Below are 18,731 nucleotides of genomic sequence, written 5' to 3'. Positions count from 1 at the left end.
TACAGACCGTCCCCTTCGCGCGGCTCCTGCCAGCCACTGCCATGGCGCATATCTTCTTCGCCGCTTCGATCCAGCGGCACGTCGAAACGCCCGAGCGCGAAATCGACGCACACACGCTCGGCGAAGCATTCGACACCGTTTTCAGCGAGCAGCCGCGACTGCGCGGCTACATCGTCGACGACCAGGGTGCGCTGCGAAAACATCTCTCCGTATTCATCGACGGCCAGCCGATCCGCGACCGGCAGCGCCTGTCCGATGCGCTCGGCGACGCCAGTCGGGTTTATGTCGTGCAGGCGCTGACGGGCGGATAAGGGGACTGATGCATCAGCCCCGACCAGAAGCCAAATCGCCCAGTCAGGCCATCAGGAGACATCCAACATGAACGATCGATTGCTCGTCGCCACCCGCAAGGGCCTGTTCGTTCTGCAGCCCGACGGCAACGGCGGCTGGACGCTCGGCGAACCGCATTTCGTCGGCGAACCGGTCAGCATGGCGCTCGCCGACCCGCGCGACGGAACGCTGTACGCCGCGCTCAACCTCGGTCATTTCGGCGTGAAGCTGCACCGCAGGCGGGCGGGCGCCGCCGACTGGGAAGAATGCGCAGTCCCCGTTTATCCGCCGCAGCCTGCCGACGAACCGCCCGCCCTCGCCAGCGCAGATGCAAGCACGGGCGACGCGGACGACGAGCCCACCAGCCCGCCCCGGCCGCCGTGGACGCTTCAGCAGATCTGGTCGCTCGAAACCGGCGGCGCCGACGAGCCGGGCGTACTGTGGGCCGGCACGATTCCCGGCGGGCTGTTCCGCTCCGACGATTACGGCGACTCGTGGGTGCTCAACCGCCCGCTGTGGGATCGCCCGGAACGCGCCGAGTGGGGCGGCGGCGGATACGACGCGCCGGGCATCCATTCGGTGATGGTCGATCCGCGCGACAGCCGGCACGTGACGGTCGGCATCTCGTGCGGCGGCGTCTGGCAGACCTGCGACGGCGGCGCGACCTGGCGCGTGACCGCCGACGGCATGGAAGCCGACTACATGCCGCCCGAGCGGCGCGGCGAGCCCAACGCGCAGGACCCGCACCGCGTCGTGCAGTGCGCGGCCAACCCGGACGTGCTGTGGACGCAGCATCACTGCGCGATCTTCCGCTCGACCGACGGCGCCGAGCACTGGCGGCGCATCGAGGCGCAGCCTTCGAGCTTCGGCTTCGCGGTCGCCGTGCATCCGGACGAACCGGACACCGCGTGGTTCGTGCCGGCCGTGAAGGATGCGTGCCGGATTCCGGTAAACGGCCAGTTTGTCGTCACACGCACGCGCGACGGTGGCCGCAGTTTCGAGAGCTTTTCGAACGGGTTGCCGGCCGCGCCGGCGTACGACCTCGTGTATCGGCACGGGCTCGCCGTGGACGATTCCGGCACGCGCCTCGCGATGGCATCGACGACCGGCGGGTTATGGACGTCCGGCGATGGCGGCGAAAACTGGCAGATGGTGTCGGCGCATTTGCCGCCGGTGTACTGCGTCAGGTTCGGGTGATGACGAACGGCGGGCAACCGGAGCCCGATATGTTCGGGTTCCCGCTCACTCGCCGGATCTCACCTCAACGTGCTCATCGGCGCGGCGATCGCCCGGCGTCATCCCCGCCACCGCCCCACACGTCTGCGCGATTTCCGCTTCGAGCCAGTCGAGAAACCGCCTGACCTGCGGCTCGCGTTCCCGCCCAGGGCGACACAGCGCGACGAAGCGTGCGCCGTCGAGCCGCACCGACGGCTCAATCGGCATCAGCGCGCCACGCTCGACGTGCCAGTCAATCAGTACAGAACCGGCCAAGTCGACGCCCATCGACAGATGATCAATCCGCCCCGACAGCACGCGTTGGCGGTCATGTTCCCTTCGTCTTCAAGCTCATCGCCTGATGAAAATGCGCGGCTACAAGCGCATGTGTTGCAGGACCGTGCCTCGGAGAATTTTGCGGAACATTTCGAATATGTCTCATAGACATGAGGCGCCGCACTAGCGATTCTACTGTTCTGAAAAATCCTCGGCGTGCCAACCGCACGCTATCGGCATTCACAGTGCGGCGTCACCTCATATGTCGTTCATGGCAGGGGGGCGTAACAGGACACGCCTCGGAGCGTGTTTGTCGCCCGGAGAATCGTCACGATGTCACAAGCATGCCAATTGAGCTTTACCTTCGCGATTCCAGACACAATGGACTTCGAAGTCGTCGCGTTCCGACTGGAAGAGAAATTATCCGAAACTTTCCGGCTGGAGCTGGATCTGGCGAGCGCCAATCCGTCGGTGGACTTCGGCAAGGTCCTCGATCGCAGCGGCTTGCTTACCATCTGGCAAGGTGATCAACCGGTGCGCTACGTTCATGGCGCCGTTTCGTCGTTTGTTCAGGGAGAGACGGGATTTCGCCGCACCCGCTATTCGGCCGTGGTCGAACCGCGCCTGGCACGCCTGAAGCTCTCGTCCGACTGGCGCATCTTCCAGATGCTCAACGTGCCGGAGATTGCGCAGGCCGTGCTCAAGGCGCACCGCCAGACGCTGGACTACGAGCAGCGCGTCACCGCCGAACATCTGGCGCGCGAGTACTGCGTGCAGGCCGGCGACACCGACTACGACTTCATCGAGCGTATCCTGCGCGAGGAAGGCTTCTTCTACGCCTTCCAGCACGGCGCCGACGGTCACCGGCTGATCCACTGCGATCGCCTGTTTATCTTTGGTCGCCAGCAGGGCGAGCCGGTGTTGTACAACCCGACGCCCGGCGGCGACCAGCCGCAGCCCAGCCTGCGCACGTTCGCCTATGCCGAGAACGTACGCACCGCGCGGCAAGTGCAGCGCGATTACACGTTCAAGAGCCCGCGCTACCCGCACGAGTACCCGCGTGAGGGTACGGATCTCGATCACCAGGGCCGCGGCTACGCGCGCTACGACTACCCGGGTCGCTACAAGCACGAGAGCAGCGGCAAGGCCTTCACGCAGGACCGCCTGCGTGGCCACCGCCACGATGCGCGGATGGCCAGTGTGAGCGGCGACGATGCGCGTCTACAACCCGGTATCGCCTTCGACCTCACCGGCCACCCGCGCGAAGACATGAACCGCGGCTGGCGTACGGTCAGCATCGTGCATCACGGCAAGCAATACACCAGCCAGGCGGAAGAGAGTGCCGACGCGCAACGGGGCACACATTACCGTTATGAAGCCATGCTGGTGCCGGACGATGTCGAGTGGCGTGCCGAGCCGCTGCCGCGCCCGCGCATCGACGGCTTGCAGCCCGCGACGGTGGTGGGCCCCGAAGGCGAAGAGATCTATACCGACGAGTACGGTCGGGTGAAAGTGCAGTTTCCGTGGGACCGCGAGGGCAAAAACAATGAGCACAGCTCCTGCTGGATTCAGGTTGCGCAGAATTGGGCCGGCGCGCTCTGGGGACATATGGCGATCCCGCGCATCGGGCAAGAGGTGATCGTCGGCTACCTCGACGGCGATGCAGACCAGCCGCTCGTCCTGTCACGGGCCTACAACCGCCTGCAACTGCCGCCGTATGAGTTACCCAGGCACAAGACGCGGATGACGATCAAAAGCCAGACGCACAAGGGCGAGGGCTTCAACGAACTGCGCTTCGAGGACGAGAAGGATCAGGAGGAAATCTACGTCCATGCGCAGCGCGATCAGAACATTCACGTCAACCACGACGAAACCACGTTCGTCGGGCATGACCGCAGCGAGCAGGTCGAACACGACGAAACCGTAGCTATCGGGAACGACCAGCGACTTGCGATAGGTCGGGACCGTCGTGAACAAGTGGGACAGGACGAAGAACTCACCATCGAGCGACATCGTACGATTCATACCGGCATGAATCACACGGAAACCGTAGGAAACAATCGTCACGACACCGTTGTGGTCAACCACCGCGTCGATATCGGCGGCCATGCGGAGCACCTCGTTCACGGCAGCCACCGCCTGGAAGCCGGACAGCGCATCGAACGGAGAACCCTTCACTACCAGTTGCAGGCGGCAGAGCGTGTGGTTTTGCAAGGCCCGGGAGGCAGCATCGTCATCGACAGCTCGGGTATCACGCTCGATGCCGTTGCCATTCGCTTCAAGGGACCGATACAACAGCAGAGCGGCGGCAAAGGCAACCTGCTCGACCTGTTGTCACGGACCGTCAACAACCCCGAAACCAACTTCAGCGAGCAGTTTCTCGTCAAGCACGCGCGCACCGGGGAGGTGTTGGCCAACGTCCTGTATTGCGTGGAAACGGCAGAAGGTCAGCGCTTCGTCGGGCGTACCGATTCGCAAGGGTTTACGGCACGCATCTATACCGGCCAGCCTGATGCCGTGACGTTGCGATGGGGAAGAGAGGCGGCGGTGCACTTGCGCAAACAGAACATCAGCTACTGAGGTCCCCCATGGAACAACAAAAGCAAAGTCGGACCGGCACGGATAACCCGACGACCGAAGTGGCGGCGATTGCTGATCGTGATTATGTAACGGTGGTTGGCTGCTCTAACCCGGCTTTCTATGTGCGTGCCAGGAAGGGCAACAGGATGATGTTCATCAATCAAGGGATACGGCAGTTGCGCCAATACCCGGAGGGGACGCCGGACTATGCGATACAACGTGTTTTTCTGATTTTCGCGAAGGACTATCCTCGCAAGCTTCTCGACGAGCTTAAGAAAATTGTAGAGGTTGACTATTGCGCCAGCTATCGAGAACTGACTGATGTTGCCGATCTCGTCACATTCATTGCAGCACGTCGGGGCAAGAAACGGTCGATCAAGCAACTGGATATCTTCTCGCACGGCCTCGTGCACAGCATCGAATTCGGATACGACGTCGGCGAGTCCTGGCAAATCCGCTACGGGCTGAATCAGGCACGCATGCTGGCGCCGTTGGCGTTCGACGATGATGCAACCGTATTCTCATACGCCTGCCGTACGGGGCTTGGACACGACATCGGTTCAAAACTCGATCCCGGGGAAGACCCCCGATATGAAGAGAGTCTCGCGCAGATCATGGCTGATGCGGGCGATGTGGAAGTACAGGCTTTTCCTCGTAGGTCCAACTATGACGAAACTTATGGGACCCGGGAGGAACTCATCGCGGCAAAGAGGACGCAGCCGAAGATTGACGAATATAGGCGCGAGGTTGAAGCCTACCACCGTCAGATGGCCGCCTACCGGAAACGAACATTGGCATTGGGAAAGGGGCCTATGAATGAAATTCCAGGGGAGCCGCCGCCCAAGGCACCCGTTAGACCTTACACCGACCGGGAATTTCAGTTGGCAAAGCATATGGAGGCGCGCCGAACATATGAAGAAGATTCGGACATTGACTTGCCCCTGGACCCGTTGGGTGCCGTGAATCCTGTCAGGTCGGGTAGTACGCCGGAAGGGTTACCCATGGGGCTTCGTACTTTCAGACCAAAAGCTCGCGCATGAACAAAAGAACGGCAGCGTTGATTCCGGTGATATTGCTGGCTGCTTTTTCTTTGAACTGGACGGCGAGCAGGGAGATTGCGATGAACGAAAAGATTATGATGCGAGTATCCGAGGATGATCCGCTATTTGATGCCACCCAGTGGTTTTCCAATGGCATATATCAACGCATCCCTCTCAGGAAAGAAGACAAGGTCTACTATCCGGCAGGGATGCACTACAACGATACCTTAATGCGGCGGATATCCCCACCTCCATTCACCGACGAGCAGGTGGAGAGTCTCCAAATCAATATCGTCATGGCCCTAAAAGGTGAAATTTTTCCTGCAGACTTTCCTCCTAAAGTTCCCCCTTCGGTCGATGACATCGGTTTGGGTTCCGGGTTCGATCCCAGGCCGCAAATCGTATATATCAGCAGTAGATTCAACGACGATGTGGGCGACGAGTCTAAAGTTCCGATCGATAACTACACCTTCTACACCTTGCTGGAGGGTAAGCGCTTTTTCGTTTACATCAGGCGAAACGGTGAGACTGGAGAGATTCTTCGTACATCTCGCTCACGCAGTAGCCATATCCCCGACGACGACGAAGAGCGTCGGTTCCAGCTGTTGCAATCCAAAGCCGATCTCCAATCCAGGCTGGACGAACCTGGCTGGAAAATGCGCTCCGGCGAACTCTGCCCGTGGCCCGGCACATGGGAATGCCTGGAGTTGCCCGTAGGCAAGCAGACGTTTGCTCATAACATGCCGTTCCCAAAGATCAACGCGCAGGATGTAACGTGGCGCTTTGTTCCACCAACGCATTGGACCTGACGCCGCCCGGTAACTTGAGTTGGCAAGGCATATGAAGGCACGCCGAATATATGAGGAGGATCCGGACATTGACTTGCCCTTGGACCCGTTAGGGGCCGTGAATCCGGTCAGGTCGGGTAGTACGCCGGAAGGGTTACCCATGGAGCGTCGTACTTTCAGATCAAGAGCGCGCGTGTGAGCAAAATGACCGCAGTGTTAGTCGTGGTGATGGTACTGACGGCGCTTGTTACGAACTGGACAGCGAACGGAGGGAATGCCATGAACGAAAAAATCATGATGCGTATATTAGAAGATGATCCACCATTTGACGCCACCCAGTGGTTTTCTAACGATATGTATCAGCGCATTCCTCTCAGAGATGAAGACAAGGTCTACTATCCAGCGGGAACAAAATATAACGACACCTTAATGCGACGGATATCCCCGCCGCCATTTACTGACGACCAGGTAGGGAGTCTCCAAATAAGGATAGTCCGCGCCCTCAAGGGAGAATCCATGCCGGCAGATTTCCCTCCGAAAGCGCCCCCCTCGGTCGACATCATCGGTTTTGGTTCCAACTTCGACCCAAGGCCGCAGATCATCTATATCACAAGTCGATTCATGGATTATGGAGACGATAAACCCAAGGTGCCAATCGACTACTACACCTTCTATACCCTACTGGAAGGAAAGCGATTTTTCGTTTCTATCAAGCGAGGCGGTAAAACTGGAGAAATTCTCTTTGCTTTCCGAGTGCACGGCATTGCGATACCTAACGATGAGGAAGAACGCCGATTCCAGGAATTGCAATCCAAAGCCGATCTCCAATCCAGGCTGGACGAGCCCGGCTGGAAAAAGCGCTCCGGCGAACTCTGTCCGTGGCCCGGCACATGGGAATGCCTGGAGTTGCCGGTAGGCAAGCAGACGTTTGCTCATAACATGCCGTTTCCGAAGATCAACGCGCAGGATGTAACGTGGCGCTTTGTTCCACCCACGCATTGAGCCCTGCTTTCACAGTCCGGCCATCCCCGCCACCGCCGCGCGCGTCTGCGCGATTTCCGCTTCGAGCCAATCGAGAAACCGCCTGACCTGCGGCTCACGTTCCCGCCCGGGGCGGCACAGCGCGACGAAGCGTGCGCCGTCGAGCCGCACCGACGGCTCAATCGGCATCAGCGCGCCACGCTCGACGTGCTCGGCCACCAGCACCGAGCTCAACAACGCGACGCCCTGCCCGTGCAATACGGCCTGCAATGCGTACTGCTCGTCGTCGTAATGCCGGAACACCGCGCGTTCGAGCCACGCTTCGCGATTGGCCGCGCGACACCACGACGCCCAGTCGATCGACACCGGCAGCGGCGTATCCCACACGGTTTCGATCAAATCGAGCTGCTCGTCCGAACGATGCGCATCGAACCCGGCCGCCGCATACGCGCCGAAATACTCGTCGATCAGCGCAATCTCGTGCAGCGCCGGGAACGTGCGCGACGTCGCGCGAATCGCGAGGTCGATCCGCGCGTCGCGTTCGAGATCGGCGAGCGCGTTGCCGGTTTCGACCTTGATGTTCAATTGCGGATCGACCTGCCGGAACCCGCCGAGGCGCGGAATCAGCCACATCGCGGCAAATGCGGGCGTGGTGGTCAGCACGAGCGTGCGCTCGTCGGCCGCTTCGGGCCGCACCGCATCGAGCCCGCGACTCAGCGCAAGCAACGCATCGTGGCTCGTGCGAAACAGGCGCTCGCCCTCCTCCGTGAGCCGCACGCCGCTCGCGCCGCGCTCGAACAGCAGCACGCCGAGCCGGCTTTCGAGCGACTTGATCTGGTGCGACACGGCAGCCGGCGTTACCGACAACTCGTCCGCGGCGGCCTTGAACGTGCCGAGCCGCGCCGACGACTCGAATACACGCAATGCGGTCAGGGGAATTTTCGAGAACACGGGGCCTCGCGGGCCGGATGCGGCCGGGTTGAATTCGATTCAATCGGGGTGAGATTAGGTGAATTGAAGCGGGTGCGCAACGCGAATAGCCTTGCGGAACGTCGCGGCACGGTGCCGCGGCGGTTGCCGTCGAACCGGAGAAACAACGTGCAAGGCCTACCGCGCAGGATCACGCAGGCGCTGCTCTACGAAGCGATCGCCATCTCCTGCATCTCGCCCGTGATCGCGGCGATCTTCAAGCAGGACCTCGTCTATTCGGGCGCGCTGTCGGCGACGATGTCGGCGATCGCGCTGCTGTGGAACATGATCTTCAACGCGCTGTTCGAGCGCTGGGAAGCGTCGCGCCGGCAGCCGACGCGTACGCTCGGGCGGCGGATCCTGCACGCCACCGGATTCGAAGGCGGGCTGATCTTCATGCTCGTGCCCGTCGTGTCGTGGTGGCTCGACATCTCGTGGTTCGACGCGTTCGTCGTCGATATCGGGCTGTTCGCGTTCTTCTTCTGCTACGCGTTCGTGTTCCAGTGGGCGTTCGATCGCGTGTTCGACGTACCAGCGGCGACGAAGGGATCGTGACGGTTGTTCCCGCACAGCCCGGCACTTCGCCGGTCGACCCGCCCTCCCCAAAAACATCGCGGCCCGCCCGCACGATGCGGGAAGGCCGCGCTTCATCACGCCGGCGCGTCGCCTTCAGCAGGCGCGCCAGCTACGTCGACGCTCAATGCACGCCGAGATACGCCTTCACCGCCGGCAGCCCCGGCTTGCCGTCGATCGTCGTCACGCCCGCGAGCCACTTGTCGAGCGCCTGCGGGTTCGCCTTCAGGTACTCGGCCGCCGCCTTGTTCGGGTCTTCCTTGTTCATGATCGGCACCATCACGTGGTTTTCGATCGTCGTCGTGAACTGCAGGTTCGACACGAACTTCGCGACGTTCGGGCAGCGCTGCGCGTAGTCGGGCGGCGTCGCCGTCAGCACCTTCGCTTCGCCGTAGTTCGGGCCGAACACGTCGTCGCCGCCGCTCAGGTAGTCGATCTTCATCTTCACGTTCATCGGATGCGGTTCCCAGCCGAGGAACACGATCCACTGCTTGTCGCGGATCGCGCGATTCACCTCGACCAGCATCCCGGCCTCGCTCGACTCGACCATCTTGAACTTGCCGAGGCCGAACTGGTTGCCGTCGATCATCTTCTTGATCAGCAGGTTGCCGTCGTTGCCCGGCTCGATCCCGTAGATCTTGCCGTTCAGCTTGTCCGCGAACTTCTGGATGTCCGCGAACGACTTCAGGCCGCCCTGGTACACGTAGTCGGGCACCGCGAGCGTGTATTTCGCGCCGGTCAGGTTCGGCGTCGACAGCACCTTGATCGTGCCAGCCTTCGTGAACGGCTGGATGATCGGGTCCATCGTCGGCGACCAGTAGCCGAGGAACACGTCGATCTGCTTGCTCTTGATCCCCGCGAACGTGATCGGCACCGACGCGATCGTCTTCGTCGGGCTGTAGCCGAGCCCCTGCAGCATCGTCGATGCCAGGCCCGTGGTCGCCGCGATGTCGGACCAGCCGACATCCGCGAAGCGCACGTTCTTGCATACGGGCGGATCGGCTGCATAAACGGCCGACATCGGCGCGGTTATCCCGATCCCGCACACCGCTGCGATCAATAGGCGCTTCATCTTTCTTCTCCTCAAAGTGATGTCGTTTGCATGAATGCGGGATCTCTTATTGAAACCGCGCGCCGCGATCCCGGCGACGTCGCGGACCGTACAAACTGTCAGCGCCCCGGCAACCTGCGCTCGTAGCTCGGCGCATGGCCGAACTGTGCGCGGTACGCCTTGCTGAAATGACACGGCGAATGAAACCCGCAGACCGTCGTCACGCGCGCGATCGACGCGTCGGTCGTGCGCAGCAGGTCGCGCGCGCGTTTCAGGCGCATCGTCAGGTAATAGTGGGTCGGCGACACGTTCAGGTACACCTTGAACATCCGCTGCAGGTGCCGCTGCGACAGCCGCACGAGCCGCGCGAGTTCCTCCAGCGACAGCGGCTCCTCGATGTTCGCCTCCATCAGCCGCACGACCTCGATCAGTTCGGCACGCGAGAAGCCGACGCGCGCATCGACGGGAATCGGCTGCGTATCGGTCGAACTGCGGATCCGCTCCAGGATGAACTGCTCCGACACCTGCGCGGCAAGCTGCTGGCCGAACCGCATGCCGACGAGGTTCAGCATCAGGTCGAGCGGCGCAGTGCCGCCCGTGCAGGTCAGCCGGTCGCGGTCGACGACGAACAGCTCGTCGGCGAAGCCGACCTGCGGAAACTCGGCATGCAGCGCGGACAGGTTCTCCCAGTGCACGGTGCAGCGATAGCCGTCGAGCAGCCCGCTCGACATCAGTGCGTACGCGCCCGTGCAGATGCCGCCGAGCGGCAGCCCGCGTTCGGCGAGCGACGTGAGCGTATCGCGCGCGCCGTCGTCGACCACGTCGCGGATGCGGATGCCGCCGCACACGATCATCACGTCGGGCAGGTTCGTGTCGTCGAGCGCCTGCGTGGGCCGCACCGCAATGCCGTTGCTGGCATGCGCGGGGGCACCGTCGAGCGAGTAGATCGACCACTTGTAGTGGTCGGCGCGACCGACGTAGTTCGCCATCCGAAGCACTTCGACGGCGCTCGAGAACGCGATCATCGAGAAGTTCGGCAGCGTCAGGAAGCCGAAATGGGCGAGGGACGAAACCGGTGAAACGCAGGCGGCGGGCGCAACAGCGACGGCGGACGTCACATCGGTCTCCTGGCGAGGAGTTGCAAGGGGGCCAGCCCCGCGGCAAATGCCGCGGAAGCCGCTATCGATTCAGGGAAGGCGGCCGGAAGACGGGCCGGCCGCCGGTCAGTCATCAGGCCTGCGCGGGGGTGGCCTTCGCGCGAAAGAGCTGCTTGAGGCCCGAGAACAGCGGCGCCTTCACGGTGCCCGGTGTGCGGCCGAAGCTTTCGGTGATGCGGTCGAGAATGATCGCGAGCAACACCACCGACAGACCGCTTTCGAAACCGAGGCCGATGTCGAGGCGCTGGATACTCGCGAGCACGTCGTTGCCGAGACCGCCCGCGCCGACCATCGACGCGATGATCACCATCGACAGCGCCATCATGATCGTCTGGTTCACGCCCTGCATGATCGACGGCAGCGCGTTCGGGAACTGCACCTTGTACAGCAGTTGCCACGGCGTGCAGCCGAATGCCTGCCCGGCTTCGACGATCTCGCGGTTCACATGGCGAATACCCAGGCTCGTCAGGCGCACGGCCGGCGGCATCGCGAAGATCACCGTCGACAGGATCCCCGGCACGCGGCCGAGGCCGAACAGCATCGCGGCCGGAATCAGGTAGACGAAGGCCGGCATCGTCTGCATCAGGTCGAGGATCGGGCGCACGGTCGCGGCGACCCACTTGCTCTTGGCCGCCCAGATGCCGAGCGGGATGCCGAGCACGAGGCTGATGATCGTCGACGACAGCGTGAGGCCGAGCGTGATGACCGTCTGATCCCAGAAGCCCGTCGCGAAGATCAGCAGCAGCGACGCGGTGGTGAACAGCGCGAAACGCCAGCCCACCCGCCACAGCCCGATGCCGATGAAGATCGCCATCATCAGCCACATCGGGATCGCCTGCAGGCTGTGTTCGACGAATGCCGCGAGACCTTCGATCGCTTGACCGATCGCGTCGAACGTCTTCGCATCGTGGTCGAGCAGGTAATGAACGGACTGGTCGACCCAGGTACCGAGCGGAATCATTTCAGACATGGGAGCCTCGCGAACGCGTGATGGCCTTCAGGATGAGCGCACGATCGACCGAGCCGCAGTAGCAGCCGTCGTCGTCGACGACGGGCAGTGCATTCGGGCTCGCGACCACGCGCGCGACGACATGTTCGAGCGACGCATCGCGCCGGATGCTTTCGACCGGCCGCACCGACGGCGTGTCCTGACCGATCGCATCGCGCGTGACGAAGCCGCGGATCTTGCGTTGGGCGTCGAGCACGAACGCGTATTCGGCGCTGCCGTTCAGCGTCGCCGCGACGTTCGCGGCATCGCACTTCGACATGGTCGGTACGGCACCCGTCTGCATCAGGTCGCCGGCCGTGAGGTAGCGGCTCGTGTCGATGCCGTCGAAGAACGCGCGCACGTAGTCGTCGGCCGGGTTCGCGATGATGTCCTGCGGCGTACCGACCTGCACGAGCCGGCCGCCTTCCATGATCGCGATGCGGTTGCCGATGCGCAGCGCTTCCTCGAGATCGTGCGACACGAACATGATCGTGCGGCGCTGCTCCTTCTGGAGCTGCAGCAGCACGTCCTGCATTTCCCTGCGCTTCAGCGGATCGAGCGCGGAGAACGCCTCGTCCATGATCATCAGCGACGGGTTCACGGCGAGCGCGCGGGCGAGGCCGACGCGTTGCTGCATGCCGCCCGACAGCTCGGACGGCAGCTTGTGCGAAAACGGTGCGAGGCCAACCTGCTCGAGCACCTCCATCGCGCGCCGTTCGCGTTCCTTCTTCCCGACACCCGCAACCTCGAGGCCGAACGCGGCGTTCGACACCACGGTGCGATGCGGCATCAGCGCGAACGACTGGAACACCATGCTCATGTCCTTGCGGCGCAGCGCGGTGAGCGCCGAGCGGCGCGCCGACGCAACGTCGAGCCCGTCGATCATCACTTTGCCCGCGCTTGGGTCGACAAGCCGGTTCACGAGGCGGATCAGCGTGGATTTGCCGGAGCCGGACAGGCCCATCAGCACGAAAATTTCGCCTTCCTGCACATCGAAGGAGACATTGTGCACGCCGACGACCTGGCCGGTGCGCTTGAGCACGTCATCCTTCGTCGCACCGGCGGCGAGCATGTCGAGCGCCTGCTGGGGGTTACTTCCAAATACCTTGCACAGACCTTCGACTACGACCTTGGGGGCATCCATCGAAACCTTCTCCTCGTGTAGCGGGGACTCACGCGTGTCACTCAACGTGCCTACATAGTTGCTAGAAAAAACCCCGACCTGCCGACGAATTACGACAAACGCTTGCGCAAATACGACACGGCCTCCAGCCCCGCCCGGCGGGCCGCGGCACGCGGCGACACCCGATTGCGGCAGCGCAATACGCGCACACCCAATAACGACGGGCATCGCACGCCGGACTTGTGCGCAGCAGCGCGGCGCGCATCGCATGATGTTTTGCGCCAATTCGCGTCAGGCGCACGTCGCTTTGCGACAATTCCGCGTCCGATCAGCCGGTGTCGCGAATGTCGTCTGATCAATGCACGTCAATCGCCCGTCTCGCCGTGCCTGTCGGCCCTCCGCAAAAAGCATGACCGTACAAAAAAGCCGCGCCGCGCGATCGTCGTGAATGGCAATCAGCCACGCATCGCGGCCCGCCCGCAACCCAGAAAATCCCGCATGACCGCTGTGATACATTGCCTGCAAACACGCCGATCGCGCCGTTGCCATGCGCCTTGCGCACGACGGTCCGCCAACGGCGCGCACTTGCCGGTTCGCCTGCCGGCCGTGCTGAACCCGCCTCGATCCGGTGCGAGCCGCGATCGAAGGACGATAACGATACGAGAGGGAGTAAGGCGTTGAACTGGGCATTCGCCGTAATCGGCTTCATCGTGGGCGGCATCGCCGCATTGATCGGGGATTTCTCGGTCGCGAACGGCTCGCTGCTCGGCGCCGCCGTCGGATTCGGCATCGGTCACGCGCTGCGGCAGCGCACACTCGCGAACAACAGCGCCACGCCCGACGCATTCGCGATGCCCGCGACGACGCCGCCCACGCCCGCGCCGCTCGCCGATCGCGTCGCGCGCCTCGAAGCAACCGTCGAAACACTCACGCGCGAACTCGATTCGCTGCGCGGCCAGCTCGCCGGCGCGAAGGCCGGCGCGGTCGCCGCCGGCAGTGCCGCGCAAACGCCTTCGTCCACTGCGGCCGGCGCCCCGTCGGCTCCGCTGTCGCCCCCTGCTTCGGCAACGCCGCCGACATCGCCTGCTCAACCCGCAATCGCAGCAGCCGCGCGCGCGGGCACGCCGGTATCCACGTCGGTGTCGGCTCCTGCACCCGCAGCACCCGCCGCCGTTCCCGCTGCCGCCAACACGGCGACGAACGCACCGGCCACACCCGCCCGCCCTGCCCCGCCCGCGCCGCGCGAACCCGGCATCGCCGAACGTGCGTTCGGCGCCGCGCGCGACTGGCTGCTCGGCGGCAACACGGTCGTGCGCGTCGGCATCATCGTGCTGTTCTTCGGCATCGCGTTCCTGCTCAAGTACGCGGCCGACAACAGCATGCTGCCGATCGAATTCCGCCTCGCGGGCACCGCGCTCGCCGCGGCCGCGCTGCTCGCGATCGGCTGGCGCGTGCGTGCGCGCCGCGCCGCGTATGGCCTCGTGCTGCAAGGCGGCGGCGTCGGCATCCTGTACCTGACGATCTTCGCCGCGACCAAGCTTTATGCGCTGCTGCCCGTCGGCGCCGCGTTTCCGTTGATGGTTGCGGTCTGCGCGCTGAGCGCGTTCCTTGCAGTGAAGCAGAACGCGCTGCCGCTCGCGTTCATGGGCAGCGCGGGCGGCTTTCTCGCGCCGGTGCTGCTGTCGACCGGCCAGGGCAACCATGTCGCGCTGTTCAGCTACTACGCGCTGCTGAACGCGGGCATCTTCGCGATCGCGTGGTTCAAGGCATGGCGCCCGCTGAACCTGCTCGGCTTCGTGTTCACGTTCACGATCGGTTCGGCGTGGGGCGTGACGGCCTACCGCCCCGCGCTGTTCGCGAGCACCGAGCCGTTCCTGATCCTGTTTTTCCTGATGTATGTCGGCATCGCGCTGCTGTATGCGGTGAAACGCGAACTCGCGCTGCGGCACTACGTGGACGGCACGCTCGTGTTCGGCACGCCGATCGTCGCGACCGCGCTGCAGGCGTCGCTCGTGAAGGGCATGCCGTTCGGGCTCGCATGGAGCGCCGTCGCGCTGTCGGCGTTCTACGTCGCGGTCGCCGCGTGGCTCGCGCGGCGCCGCGATCGCCTCGCGCTGCTGTTCGAAGCGATGCTCGCGCTCGCGGTGATCTTCGCGACGCTCGCGGTGCCGCTCGCGTTCTCGGGCCCGACGACGAGTGCCGCGTGGGCGATCGAAGGCGCGGCCATCGTGTGGCTCGGGGTGCGCCAGAAGCGCCTGCTGCCGTTCGGCTTCGGCCTGCTGATGCAGGTCGCCGCGGCCGGCGCGTTCTTCACGAGCCTGCTCGGGCCGGCCGACACAACCGCGCTGCCCGTGCTCAACAGCCCGTATATCGCGATGCTGCTGATCGCGCTCGCCGGCCTGTTCACCGGCTGGTGGCTGCACGGGCGCGACGAAGCGCGCGCGTGGCACGCGTGGATGCCCGAGATCGGCGCCGCGGCCGCGGCGTGGGGGCTGCTGTGGTGGGTGAGCGGCGGGCTGCACGAGATCCTCGTCTACGCGAGCCGTCACGTCGACCTGCATGCCGACCGCTTCGTTGTCGACACAACCGCGCTGTTCGCGGCCGGCACCGCGTGGCTCGCGCACGTCGCGCGCCGCCGGCTCGCATGGCCGCTCGCCGAATGGCCCGCGCTCGCGCTGACGCCGGTGCTGGCGCTGCTCGCATTGCGCGCGTTCGATGCGTACGAAGCGCCGCTGTCGGGCCTCGGCGCGTTCGCGTGGCCCGTCGCCATCGGCGCGGGTCTTGCGCTGCTGTGGCGCCAGTCGCGCGGACCGGCAAGCACCGATGCCGCGCAGGGTGCGGCGTCCGGCATCGGCCAATCCTTCGCCGCAGGCGTGATTGCGCCGCTGCATACGCTGATGTTCTGGACGCTGTGCGGGCTGCTGTCGCTCGAAGGCTTCTGGCGCCTGCGCGCATTCGTGCCCGAAGGCGCATGGAGCTGGAGCGCGTGGGCGTACGGTTTCGGTGCGCTGCTCCTGCTCGTATCGGGCCCCGGCTCCCGCCTGCGCTGGCCCGTCGCGGCGTTCCCGCGCGCTTACCAGGTATGGGGTGCGGCGCCGCTCGTCGCGCTGCTGTGGCTGTGGAGCATCGCCAGCGTGACGAGCGACGGCGACGCATCGCCGCTCTTCTGGCTGCCGCTGCTCAATCCGCTCGACATCGCGCAATTCCTCGTCTTTGTCGCGTTCGCCGCGTGGCTGCGCCGCCTGAAGACGCTCGGCATCGCATGGCATCCGCGCGTCGTCGACTATGTTGCGATCGCAACCGTATTCCTGTGGTTCAACGCGCTGATGCTGCGCACGCTGCATCACCGCTTCCACATGGCCTACGGCATCGACACCGTGCTGTCGTCGTTCGGCATCCAGCAGGTGGTCATGGTCGGCTGGAGCCTGTTCGCGTTCGCCGGGATGTGGCTGACGCGTCGCGACGGGATCGCCCGCGTGTGTGCGCTCGCGTCGCTGCCGCTGATCGTCGCGATGTGGGTGTGGACCTTCTACGCGAACTTCACGCAGGACGGCGGAAGCTGGGCGCGCGTGCCGCTCTTCAACCCGCTCGATCTCGTGCTCGCGGTCGTCTATGCGCTCGCCGCGTCGTGGTTCGTGCGCGCGCGCAAGCTCGGCTGGTCGTTCGGGAAGTACCGCGTCGAACTGCTGGGCGCGGCCGGTGCGACTGCGTTCCTGTGGCTGAACGCGATCCTGCTGCGCTCGCTGCATCACTGGGCCGGCGTGCCGTACGAATTCGGCGCGATGGCCGAATCGACGCTCGTGCAGGCGTCGGTGTCCATGTACTGGACGGTCTGCGCGCTCGCGACAACGATCTGGGCCACGCGCCGCGGGCTGAGGCCGCTGTGGTTCGTCGGCGCCGCGCTGCTCGCGCTCACGGTCGTCAAGCTGTTCCTGTTCGACCTGTCGCACGTGACCGGCATCGAGCGCATCGTGTCGTTCATCGGCATCGGCGTGCTGCTGCTGTTGATCGGCTATTTCTCGCCGCTGCCGCCGAAGGCCGCGGTCCACCAGGACGACCCGCAATGAAACGACTCGCAGCCCTGCTCGGACTGAGCCTGCTCGCGTCGTTCGCGGCCGCCGACGGCACGCCGGGCGCCGGGCGCGTCGCGCAGCGCTTCTCGCTCGACCTCGACGGCAGCGCCGCGTATTACCAGCTCACCGTGCCGCAGCCCGTGTATGCGGCCAGCCGGCGCGACGATCTCGGCGACGTGCGCGTCTTCAACGGCGCGGGCGAGCCGGTTCCGTATTCGCTCGACGCGCCCGCGGCGGCCACGCCCGCCGTGCCGCCGTCGCGCACGCCGGTGCACTGGTTCCCGCTGCCGCCGGTGCGCGCCGATAACGGCAACGCGCCGCTCGGCGTGACGGTCGGCCCGGACGGCTCGCTGCGCGCGGCCGTCGCCACACCGTCGCCGGCGAAGCGCGGCGCGGATCTCGTCGACCTGTCGCGTGCGGACGGCAACATCGACGCGCTGCTTGTGCACGTGGGCGACGACAGCTACCAGGGGCGTGTCGCCTTCGACGCCAGCGACGATCTGCGCAGCTGGCGCTCGCTCGGCAGCACGCAGTTGCTGAAGGTCGGCCGCGGCGACGACATGCTGGTGCAGGAACGCATCGCGCTCGAAGGCGCGGCACCGCGCTACCTGCGGCTGGACTGGCTCGACGGTGCGCCCGCGATCGCGTCGATCGACGTCGAGACGCATCCGCGCGACGCGCGCGGGACGGACACCGCATCCGTGCCGCGCCAATGGCGCGACGCCGCGCGCGTGCGGGCCGGCGGCACGCCCGGCGAGTATCTGTTCGACACCGACGGCGCGTATCCGGTCGACCGCGTGCGCATCGACCTGCCGCAGCCGAACACCGTCGCGCGCGCGACGCTGCAAAGCCGCGCCGACGCGCAGACGCCGTGGCGCGACGTCGCGGGCGCCGTGCTGTTCCGGCTGCAGGGCAAATCCGGCGAGCAGCGCAATCCGCCGCTCGAGTTCGCGTCGAATACGGATCGCGCGTGGCGAATCGTCGTCGACATGCGCAACGGCGGATTCGGCACCGGGCAGCCGACGGTCGCGATCGGCTGGCATCCGGCCGCGCTGACCTTCGTCGCACGCGGTACGCCGCCGTTTACGCTCGGCGTCGGCGACGCGACGCTCGTGTCGTCGGCCGTGAGCCGCGATGCGCTGCTGGTCGGCATGGCGCCCGAAGTGCGGCCCGCGCGCGTCGGCGCGGCGCTGCCGGTTTCGGCGGGCGCGTCGGTGGCGGCTGCCGATACGGACGCGACGCGCCGCTATGTGCTGTGGGGCGCGCTGGTCGTCGCGGTCGGCGTGCTCGGCACGATTGCCTGGCGTCTCGCGAAAGGCGGCGGTGAGTCGCGCAACCGCGAAGAGTGACGCGACGCGCCCGTCTTTATGCGGCGTTTATCGGGCGTGCCTGTTTCTTTCGACGGGCGCAACGCATCACTGCGACGAGCCGTCGTGACGGCTTCAGGCATCGCGCTTCGCGGGCCGATACGGTTGCGCGCACGATCGCGCAGCATCCGTTTCCACGAATCCATCTTATGAAGGTTCGCGTGAAGATCGCGGCCAAGCATAAAAAGCGCGTAAACATCGTTTCGCCGCGGCGCGGCGG

14 protein-coding genes and 1 pseudogene are annotated in these 18,731 nt (G+C 64.8%); 9 read left to right on the top strand and 6 right to left on the bottom strand.

Annotated elements, in window-relative coordinates; genetic code table 11:
- Positions 1-41 precede the first annotated feature (41 nt).
- The gene (locus R9B84_RS36920) at positions 42-311 is read left to right on the top strand and encodes a MoaD/ThiS family protein (RefSeq protein ID WP_047902464.1); all 270 of its coding nucleotides are present in this window, start codon (positions 42-44) and stop codon (positions 309-311) included.
- Between the two features lie 67 nt (positions 312-378).
- Entirely contained in the window at positions 379-1,527 is a 1,149-nt protein-coding gene (locus tag R9B84_RS36915) for a WD40/YVTN/BNR-like repeat-containing protein (protein ID WP_423762251.1), read from the top strand.
- Positions 1,528-1,572: 45 nt separating this feature from the next.
- Here the strand turns inward: R9B84_RS36915 and R9B84_RS36910 are convergent.
- Positions 1,573-1,869, bottom strand: a pseudogene (locus R9B84_RS36910) (hypothetical protein); the annotation flags it as partial.
- Between the two features lie 333 nt (positions 1,870-2,202).
- Between R9B84_RS36910 and R9B84_RS36905 the strand changes: the two are divergent.
- The 4 genes from R9B84_RS36905 to R9B84_RS36890 all read left to right on the top strand — a co-directional run bounded on the left by R9B84_RS36905 (position 2,203) and on the right by R9B84_RS36890 (position 7,231).
- The gene (locus tag R9B84_RS36905; RefSeq protein WP_423762250.1) at positions 2,203-4,401 is read left to right on the top strand and encodes a type VI secretion system Vgr family protein; all 2,199 of its coding nucleotides are present in this window, start codon (positions 2,203-2,205) and stop codon (positions 4,399-4,401) included.
- Between the two features lie 8 nt (positions 4,402-4,409).
- The gene (locus R9B84_RS36900; protein ID WP_423762249.1) at positions 4,410-5,441 is read left to right on the top strand and encodes a hypothetical protein; all 1,032 of its coding nucleotides are present in this window, start codon (positions 4,410-4,412) and stop codon (positions 5,439-5,441) included.
- Positions 5,438-6,250 (top strand): hypothetical protein, encoded by an 813-nt coding sequence (locus tag R9B84_RS36895; protein WP_423762248.1) that lies wholly within the window; start codon positions 5,438-5,440, stop codon positions 6,248-6,250. Before R9B84_RS36900 ends, R9B84_RS36895 begins: the two co-directional genes overlap by 4 nt.
- A gap of 174 nt (positions 6,251-6,424) precedes the next feature.
- Positions 6,425-7,231 carry a hypothetical protein gene (locus tag R9B84_RS36890; RefSeq protein ID WP_423762247.1) on the top strand — a complete coding sequence of 269 codons (807 nt, stop codon included), beginning with the start codon at positions 6,425-6,427 and terminating at the stop codon, positions 7,229-7,231.
- A gap of 9 nt (positions 7,232-7,240) precedes the next feature.
- On the opposite strand, the gene R9B84_RS36885 is transcribed toward R9B84_RS36890, so the two are convergent.
- Positions 7,241-8,161, bottom strand: a complete 921-nt coding sequence (locus tag R9B84_RS36885) for a LysR substrate-binding domain-containing protein (RefSeq protein ID WP_423762246.1) — start codon at positions 8,159-8,161, stop codon at positions 7,241-7,243.
- Between the two features lie 147 nt (positions 8,162-8,308).
- Between R9B84_RS36885 and R9B84_RS36880 the strand changes: the two genes are divergently transcribed.
- Entirely contained in the window at positions 8,309-8,734 is a 426-nt protein-coding gene (locus R9B84_RS36880) for a PACE efflux transporter (protein ID WP_423762245.1), read from the top strand.
- A gap of 142 nt (positions 8,735-8,876) precedes the next feature.
- On the opposite strand, the gene R9B84_RS36875 is transcribed toward R9B84_RS36880, so the two are convergent.
- The 4 genes from R9B84_RS36875 to R9B84_RS36860 form a co-directional block, all read right to left on the bottom strand.
- The gene (locus tag R9B84_RS36875; protein ID WP_423762244.1) at positions 8,877-9,824 is read right to left on the bottom strand and encodes a choline ABC transporter substrate-binding protein; all 948 of its coding nucleotides are present in this window, start codon (positions 9,822-9,824) and stop codon (positions 8,877-8,879) included.
- 98 nt (positions 9,825-9,922) lie between these two features.
- Positions 9,923-10,921, bottom strand: a complete 999-nt coding sequence (locus tag R9B84_RS36870) for a GlxA family transcriptional regulator (RefSeq protein ID WP_423762243.1) — start codon at positions 10,919-10,921, stop codon at positions 9,923-9,925.
- A gap of 112 nt (positions 10,922-11,033) precedes the next feature.
- Complete coding sequence (gene choW / locus R9B84_RS36865) at positions 11,034-11,930, bottom strand: choline ABC transporter permease subunit (protein ID WP_423762242.1); 897 nt, start codon at positions 11,928-11,930, stop codon at positions 11,034-11,036.
- Positions 11,923-13,092 (bottom strand): quaternary amine ABC transporter ATP-binding protein, encoded by a 1,170-nt coding sequence (locus R9B84_RS36860; RefSeq protein WP_423762241.1) that lies wholly within the window; start codon positions 13,090-13,092, stop codon positions 11,923-11,925. Before R9B84_RS36860 ends, choW begins: the two co-directional genes overlap by 8 nt.
- A gap of 656 nt (positions 13,093-13,748) precedes the next feature.
- Between R9B84_RS36860 and R9B84_RS36855 the strand changes: the two genes are divergently transcribed.
- Both R9B84_RS36855 and R9B84_RS36850 read left to right on the top strand, forming a co-directional pair.
- Positions 13,749-17,138 carry a DUF2339 domain-containing protein gene (locus tag R9B84_RS36855; protein WP_423762240.1) on the top strand — a complete coding sequence of 1,130 codons (3,390 nt, stop codon included), beginning with the start codon at positions 13,749-13,751 and terminating at the stop codon, positions 17,136-17,138.
- Complete coding sequence (locus R9B84_RS36850; protein ID WP_423762239.1) at positions 17,135-18,493, top strand: DUF3999 domain-containing protein; 1,359 nt, start codon at positions 17,135-17,137, stop codon at positions 18,491-18,493. Before R9B84_RS36855 ends, R9B84_RS36850 begins: the two co-directional genes overlap by 4 nt.
- Positions 18,494-18,731: the final 238 nt, after the last annotated feature.

This window comes from Burkholderia sp. NLJ2, assembly GCF_049487195.1.
GTDB classification, from domain to species: Bacteria; Pseudomonadota; Gammaproteobacteria; order Burkholderiales; family Burkholderiaceae; genus Burkholderia; species Burkholderia pyrrocinia.
Note: the sequence above shows the minus strand (reverse complement) of the source record. Positions and strands in the feature narration are given on the sequence as shown.

Bases quoted from the DNA above. Each gene is read 5' to 3' on its own strand.
- R9B84_RS36905 (WP_423762250.1), top strand. From the start codon at position 2,203: ATGGACTTCGAAGTCGTCGCGTTCCGACTGGAAGAGAAATTATCCGAA.
- R9B84_RS36920 (WP_047902464.1), top strand. From the start codon at position 42: ATGGCGCATATCTTCTTCGCCGCTTCGATCCAGCGGCACGTCGAAACG.
- choW (WP_423762242.1), bottom strand. From the start codon at position 11,930: ATGTCTGAAATGATTCCGCTCGGTACCTGGGTCGACCAGTCCGTTCAT.
- R9B84_RS36875 (WP_423762244.1), bottom strand. From the start codon at position 9,824: ATGAAGCGCCTATTGATCGCAGCGGTGTGCGGGATCGGGATAACCGCG.
- R9B84_RS36895 (WP_423762248.1), top strand. From the start codon at position 5,438: ATGAACAAAAGAACGGCAGCGTTGATTCCGGTGATATTGCTGGCTGCT.
- R9B84_RS36860 (WP_423762241.1), bottom strand. From the start codon at position 13,092: ATGGATGCCCCCAAGGTCGTAGTCGAAGGTCTGTGCAAGGTATTTGGA.
- R9B84_RS36915 (WP_423762251.1), top strand. From the start codon at position 379: ATGAACGATCGATTGCTCGTCGCCACCCGCAAGGGCCTGTTCGTTCTG.
- R9B84_RS36850 (WP_423762239.1), top strand. From the start codon at position 17,135: ATGAAACGACTCGCAGCCCTGCTCGGACTGAGCCTGCTCGCGTCGTTC.
- R9B84_RS36900 (WP_423762249.1), top strand. From the start codon at position 4,410: ATGGAACAACAAAAGCAAAGTCGGACCGGCACGGATAACCCGACGACC.